The sequence below is a fragment of the Planomonospora algeriensis genome (assembly GCF_977012225.1).
Genome location: NZ_CDRNDK010000448.1, coordinates 1 through 5021, shown reverse-complemented (window position 1 = coordinate 5021; position 5021 = coordinate 1). Strand labels below are relative to the sequence as shown.

General features: G+C 76.2%; 5 protein-coding genes and 1 pseudogene. All 6 read right to left on the bottom strand.

Translation table 11 applies throughout. The features are described 5' to 3' along the window. Window positions 1–481: pseudogene (locus tag ACWJ6R_RS29940) on the bottom strand (hypothetical protein); the annotation flags it as partial. A gap of 57 nt (window positions 482–538) precedes the next feature. Continuing rightward, window positions 539–676 carry a hypothetical protein gene (locus ACWJ6R_RS29935; RefSeq protein WP_449065436.1) on the bottom strand — a complete coding sequence of 46 codons (138 nt, stop codon included), beginning with the start codon at window positions 674–676 and terminating at the stop codon, window positions 539–541. Between the two features lie 168 nt (window positions 677–844). Further along, entirely contained in the window at window positions 845–2299 is a 1455-nt protein-coding gene (locus ACWJ6R_RS29930) for an ATP-binding protein (protein WP_449065435.1), read from the bottom strand. A gap of 7 nt (window positions 2300–2306) precedes the next feature. Further along, window positions 2307–3017 (bottom strand): response regulator transcription factor, encoded by a 711-nt coding sequence (locus ACWJ6R_RS29925; protein ID WP_449065434.1) that lies wholly within the window; start codon window positions 3015–3017, stop codon window positions 2307–2309. Window positions 3018–3134: 117 nt separating this feature from the next. Next, window positions 3135–4676 (bottom strand): phytoene desaturase family protein, encoded by a 1542-nt coding sequence (locus ACWJ6R_RS29920; protein ID WP_449065433.1) that lies wholly within the window; start codon window positions 4674–4676, stop codon window positions 3135–3137. 74 nt (window positions 4677–4750) lie between these two features. Further along, a partial coding sequence (locus ACWJ6R_RS29915; protein WP_449065432.1) for a LysR substrate-binding domain-containing protein occupies window positions 4751–5021 on the bottom strand: 271 nt, incomplete at its 5' end.

The following is a 5021-nucleotide window of genomic DNA, read 5'->3' as shown; positions in this document are numbered from 1 at the left end:
GGTAGAGGGACCGCCCGGTGCCGGCGGCGTCCTCCCCGGCGCCCTCCCCGGCGTCGGCGCCGCCGTACTCCGCGGCGTCGACGGCGGTGCAGTCGGCCTGCACCCAGGCGCTCACCTCCGAGGAGCCGCCACCGCCCGGGCCGCCCCGCCCGCCGCCGGGCATCACGTACCTCAGCCGCCCGGAGGCGACCAGTTCCTGGAGCCGGTCCGCGGTCATGGCGGGGTCGCTCCCGGCGAAGCCGCCCATCGCGATGACGGGCAGACCCGTCGAGAGGATGGCCGAGGAGGCGCTCTGCGCGCTGCCCACCGCCGCCAGCCAGGTCGCCCCGCCCCGGTTCTCCTTCAGGTAGGCGATCAGTTCCGCGCTCAGGGACCCGCCGGGACCACCGCCCCGCAGCCCGCCGCGTACGGCGTCGCCGGGCGGGCCCGGCGGGGAAGCCTCCCGGCATCCCGCCGGGCCCGCGCATGCCGCCGGGACCACCGCTTCCGGCCGGGCCCGCGGTCGGGTTCGTGCCGTTGACGGCCGAACCGAGCGGCGTCAGCGCATAGGCGGCGGGACCGGGATACGGGCCGGGCCGGACAGGGTCCTGCGAGCCACGCGCGCCGTGCCCTTCAGGTCGTCCATGACGGTCCTGACGATGTCCACCCGGCTGTCGGGGTCGTCCACCCAGTCCACCGGCACCTCGTGGATGCGCAGCCCGTGCCGCTCGGTGAGCAGCAGCAGCTCGGTGTCGAAGAACCACTCCTCGTCCTCGACCGCCGGCAGCAGCGCCTGGGCGATCTCGGTGCGGACGGCATTGAACCCGCACTGGGCGTCGGAGAAGCCCGGTTCACCCGCGGGGGCTCAGCCCGCGCCGCCCGCCGCGGGGGAGCCGGGAAGGCGCAGCCGGGCGACGGCCCCGCCGCCGTCGGCGTTCTCCAGCGCGACCTCTCCCCCGGCCTCCCGTACGGCCTGCGCCACGATCGCCAGTCCCAGGCCCGAGCCCGGCATGCTCCGGGCCGAGGGCGAGCGCCAGAACCGGTCGAAGACGTAGGGCAGTTCCTCCCGGTCGACGCCGGGACCGTGGTCACGGACGATCAGCTCGCCGTCACGGAGCCGCACCGCCACCGGCCCCCGCGCCCCGCCGCCGGAACCACCAGGGCTCCCGGGCCCACCGGGGCCACCGGGACCGGCGTCTCCCGGGCCGTCGCCGGGGCCGGGGTCCGCGGAGAACTTCACCGCGTTGTCGAGCAGGTTGACCACCGCGCGCTCCAGCGCCGCCGGGTCCGCGTGGACGTACCAGGGCCCGAGGTCGGTCTCGATCGGCAGGTCGCGGGCGCGGAGCCGGGCCCGCTCCACGGCCGCCCCGACCACCTCGTGGAAGGCCACCTCGACGCGCGGCGCGTGCTCGCTGTCGCCCCGGGAGAGCTGGAGCAGGGCCCCGATCAGCGTGGACATCTCCTCGAACTGGGCCTTGAGGCCGGCCAGCAGCCTGCGCTTGGGGGCGGGCTCCAGCGGCCGGCCGGAGTCCTCGCTGCGCAGCAGCAGATCGATGTTGGTGCGCAGGCTGGTCAGCGGGGTGCGCAGCTCGTGTCCGGCGTCGGCGATCAGCCGCCGCTGGCGCTCCCGGGAGCCGGCCAGCGCGGCGGTCATCGCGTTGAAGGAGGCGCCGAGCCGGGCGAGCTCGTCGGTGCCCTCGACCGGGATGCGGGTGCCGAGGTCCTCGGTCCTGGCGATGTGCTCCACCGCCCCGGTCAGCCGCTCCACCGGCCGCAGCGCCGTACGGGCGATGAGCCGGCCCGCGGTGGCCGCGCCCACCACGCCGAGCGCGGCGACCCCGGCCAGGATCCCGGCGAGCGCGGTGAGCGTGGACTGGAACTCCTCCAGCGGCCGGGACTCCATCATCACCAGGCCGCCGCCGACGCTCTGGGCCAGCACCCGGACCTCCTGCCCGTCCGCGGTCACCCCGTCCCGGAACGCCTCCGTGCCCCGGGGCGCCCGCGCCAGCTCCCGGTCGCCCGCGACGACCTCGACCTCGGTGCCGACGGCGCACGTCCGGCCGTCCGCGTCGACCAGCTGGAGGAGGGCCAGCCGGGGCGGCGGCGGGCGGTCCGGCCGCCCCGCGCCGGAGCAGTACCGCTCGATCCACTCGACGCCCTGCGGCCCCTTCGGGCTCCGCAGGGAGCGGTCCACCTGGTCCAGCAGCTCGGAGCGGACGAGGAACCAGCAGGCGCCCGCGCACACCGCGATCGCCACCGCGACGGCCGTCGCGACCAGCAGGGTGAGCCGCGAGCGCAGGGAGCGGGGAGTCGTCCTCACGGCGTCCTCACGGCGAGGTCCGCAGCACGTAGCCGACGCCGCGGACGGTGTGGATCAGCCGGGGCAGCCCGCCCGTCTCGGTCTTGCGCCGCAGGTACATCACGTAGACGTCGAGGGAGTTGGACGACGGCTCGAAGTCGAAGCCCCACACCTCGCTGAGGATCTGCTCACGGGTGAGCACCTGCCGGGGGTGCACCATGAACAGCTCCAGCAGCAGGTACTCGGTCCGGGTCAGCTCCAGCGGGACGCCCGCTCTGGTGACCTCCCGGCCGGCGGTGTCCATCCGCAGGTCGCCGCAGACGAGCGCGCCGGAGTCCTGCTCCGCCGCCGGGGCGGCCAGGGCGCCGCGCCGCAGCAGGGCCCTGACCCGGGCCAGCAGCTCGTCCAGCTCGAACGGCTTGACCAGGTAGTCGTCGGCCCCGGCGTCCAGCCCGGAGACGCGGTCGCCCACGGCGTCGCGCGCGGTCAGCATCAGCACCGGCACGTGGTTGCCGGCCGCCCGGAGCCTGCGGCAGGCGGTCAGCCCGTCCAGGCGGGGCATCATCACGTCCAGCAGCACCACCTCGTACGGCTCCCGCTCCAGGACCTCCAGCGCGGCCTGCCCGTCGGAGGCCAGGCCCACCCGGTAGCCCTCGTACTCCAGGCTGCTCTGCAGCGCCTCCCTCAGCGCGGGCTCGTCGTCCACGACCAGCACCCGCGCCGCCTCACCGTCGCCCATGCCCGCAACGTTAGAGACCCATCATGAGAGCCGCATGAAGGGCCCCTGAGGTTCCCGCGGGAAAGGCCCGCACCCGCCCGGCGCGGCGGCGGATCCCCGCACGGAGGCCCGCGGCCGTCAGGACAGCAGCGCCATCGCGGCGTTGTGCCCGGGGATGCCGCTGACGCCGCCGCCGCGCCGGGCGCCCGCGCCGCAGAGCAGGATGCGCTCGAAACCGGTCTCCACGCCCCACTTCCCCGGCTCGCCGAACGGCCAGGACAGGTCGCGGTGGAAGATGTGCCCGCCGGGCAGGCCCGCCTCCGCCTCCAGGTCCACCGGGGTCTTCGCCTCCAGGCAGGGACGGCCGTCCGGGCCGCGCAGCAGGCAGTCCTCGATCGGCTCGGCGAGGACCCGGTTCATCGAGGCGAGGGTCGCCCGCACCGCCTCCTCCCGGGCCCCGGCGGGGTCGGCGCGGAACAGCCGGGCGGGCATGTGCAGGCCGAACAGGGTCATCGTCTGGGCCCCGGCCGCGCGCAGCTCCGGGCCGAGGATGGAGGGGTCGGTCAGCGAGTGGCAGTACACCTCGGCCGGGGGCAGGCCCGGGATCACCCCCCGCTCGGCCTCGGCGCGGGCGCGGGCGAGCTGGTCGCGGCCCTCGTTGATGTGGAAGGTGCCGCTGAAGACCGCCACCGGGTCGACCTCCGGGTCCTTGAGCCGGGGCAGCCGGGACAGCACCATGTTGATCTTCAGCTGGGCGCCCTCGGGCACCGGCCCCTCACCGCCGCCGAGCAGCCGGGCCAGTACGGCGGGCGGCACGTTGGCCAGGACGCGCTCGCCGGTGACCGCGTGCTCGCCGGTCTCGTCGCGGAAGGTCACCTCCCCGCCGGGGTCGACCGCCACGACCTCGGCCCCGGTGCGGATCTCCGCCCCGGCCGCCCGCGCGGCCCCGGCCAGCGCCCCGGAGACCGCGCCCATCCCGCCGACCGGGACGTTCCACTCGCCGGTGCCGTCGCCGATCACGTGGTACAGGAAGCACCGGTTGGCCAGCAGGCCCTCGTCGCACGGATCGGCGAAGGTGCCGATCAGGGCGTCGGTGAGCACCACCCCGCGCACGGTGTCGTCGGCGAACCGCTCGTCCACGACCTCGCCGATCGGCCGCTCGAACAGGTCGCGCCAGGCCTCGGCGCCCACCAGGTCGCGCATCGCCGTACGGCTCACGAGAGGTTCGAGCAGGGTCGGCGCGACCCGGGCGGCCACCCGCGCGGTCATCGCGTAGAAGCGCCGCCAGGCGTCGAGGTCGGCGGTCCCGCCGGTGACCCGGGCGAACGACGCGGCGGTGCGGCCGGCGTCGCCGCCGTCCACCAGCAGGCCGGTCTCCCCCACCGGGGTGTAGGAGGCGTAGCGGCGGCGGCGCAGCTCCACCGCGAGTCCCAGGTCCTCGACGACCTTGGCCGGGAGCAGGCTGACCAGGTAGGAGTAGCGCGACAGCCGGGCGTCGACCCCGGGGAACGCCCGGGTGGAGACGGCGAGACCGCCCACGTGGCCGAGGCGCTCCAGGACGAGCACCCGGCGGCCGGCGCGGGCGAGGTAGGCCGCGGCCACCAGGCCGTTGTGACCGCCTCCGGCGACGACGACGTCGTAGCGGGACCGGGCCGGGTACGCCACCTCGGCAGCTGCCATGCCGGGCACCCTACATCGAAAAAGACAAACAGGTCCATAGCTCCCGCATGTCCGGACCGGCCGGTCCGCGCGGGTCAGCCTCTGGCCGTGCCGAGCGCGATCGAGAGCAGGACCGCGGCGGGACCGGTGGGCGTGCGCCCCCGGCGCCAGACCGCCCGCAGGCGGCGCTCCAGGTCGATGCCGGCGGTCGCCACCTCGGCCAGCCGCCCGGTGGCCAGCTCCCCCTCCACCGCGTAGCCGCTCAGCACCGCCGGGGCCGAGCCCTCGCGGGCGGCGCCCTTGACCGCGGTGTTCGAGCCCAGCTCCAGCCGGGGAGCCACGACGGCGTGCCCGGCCAGCGCCCGG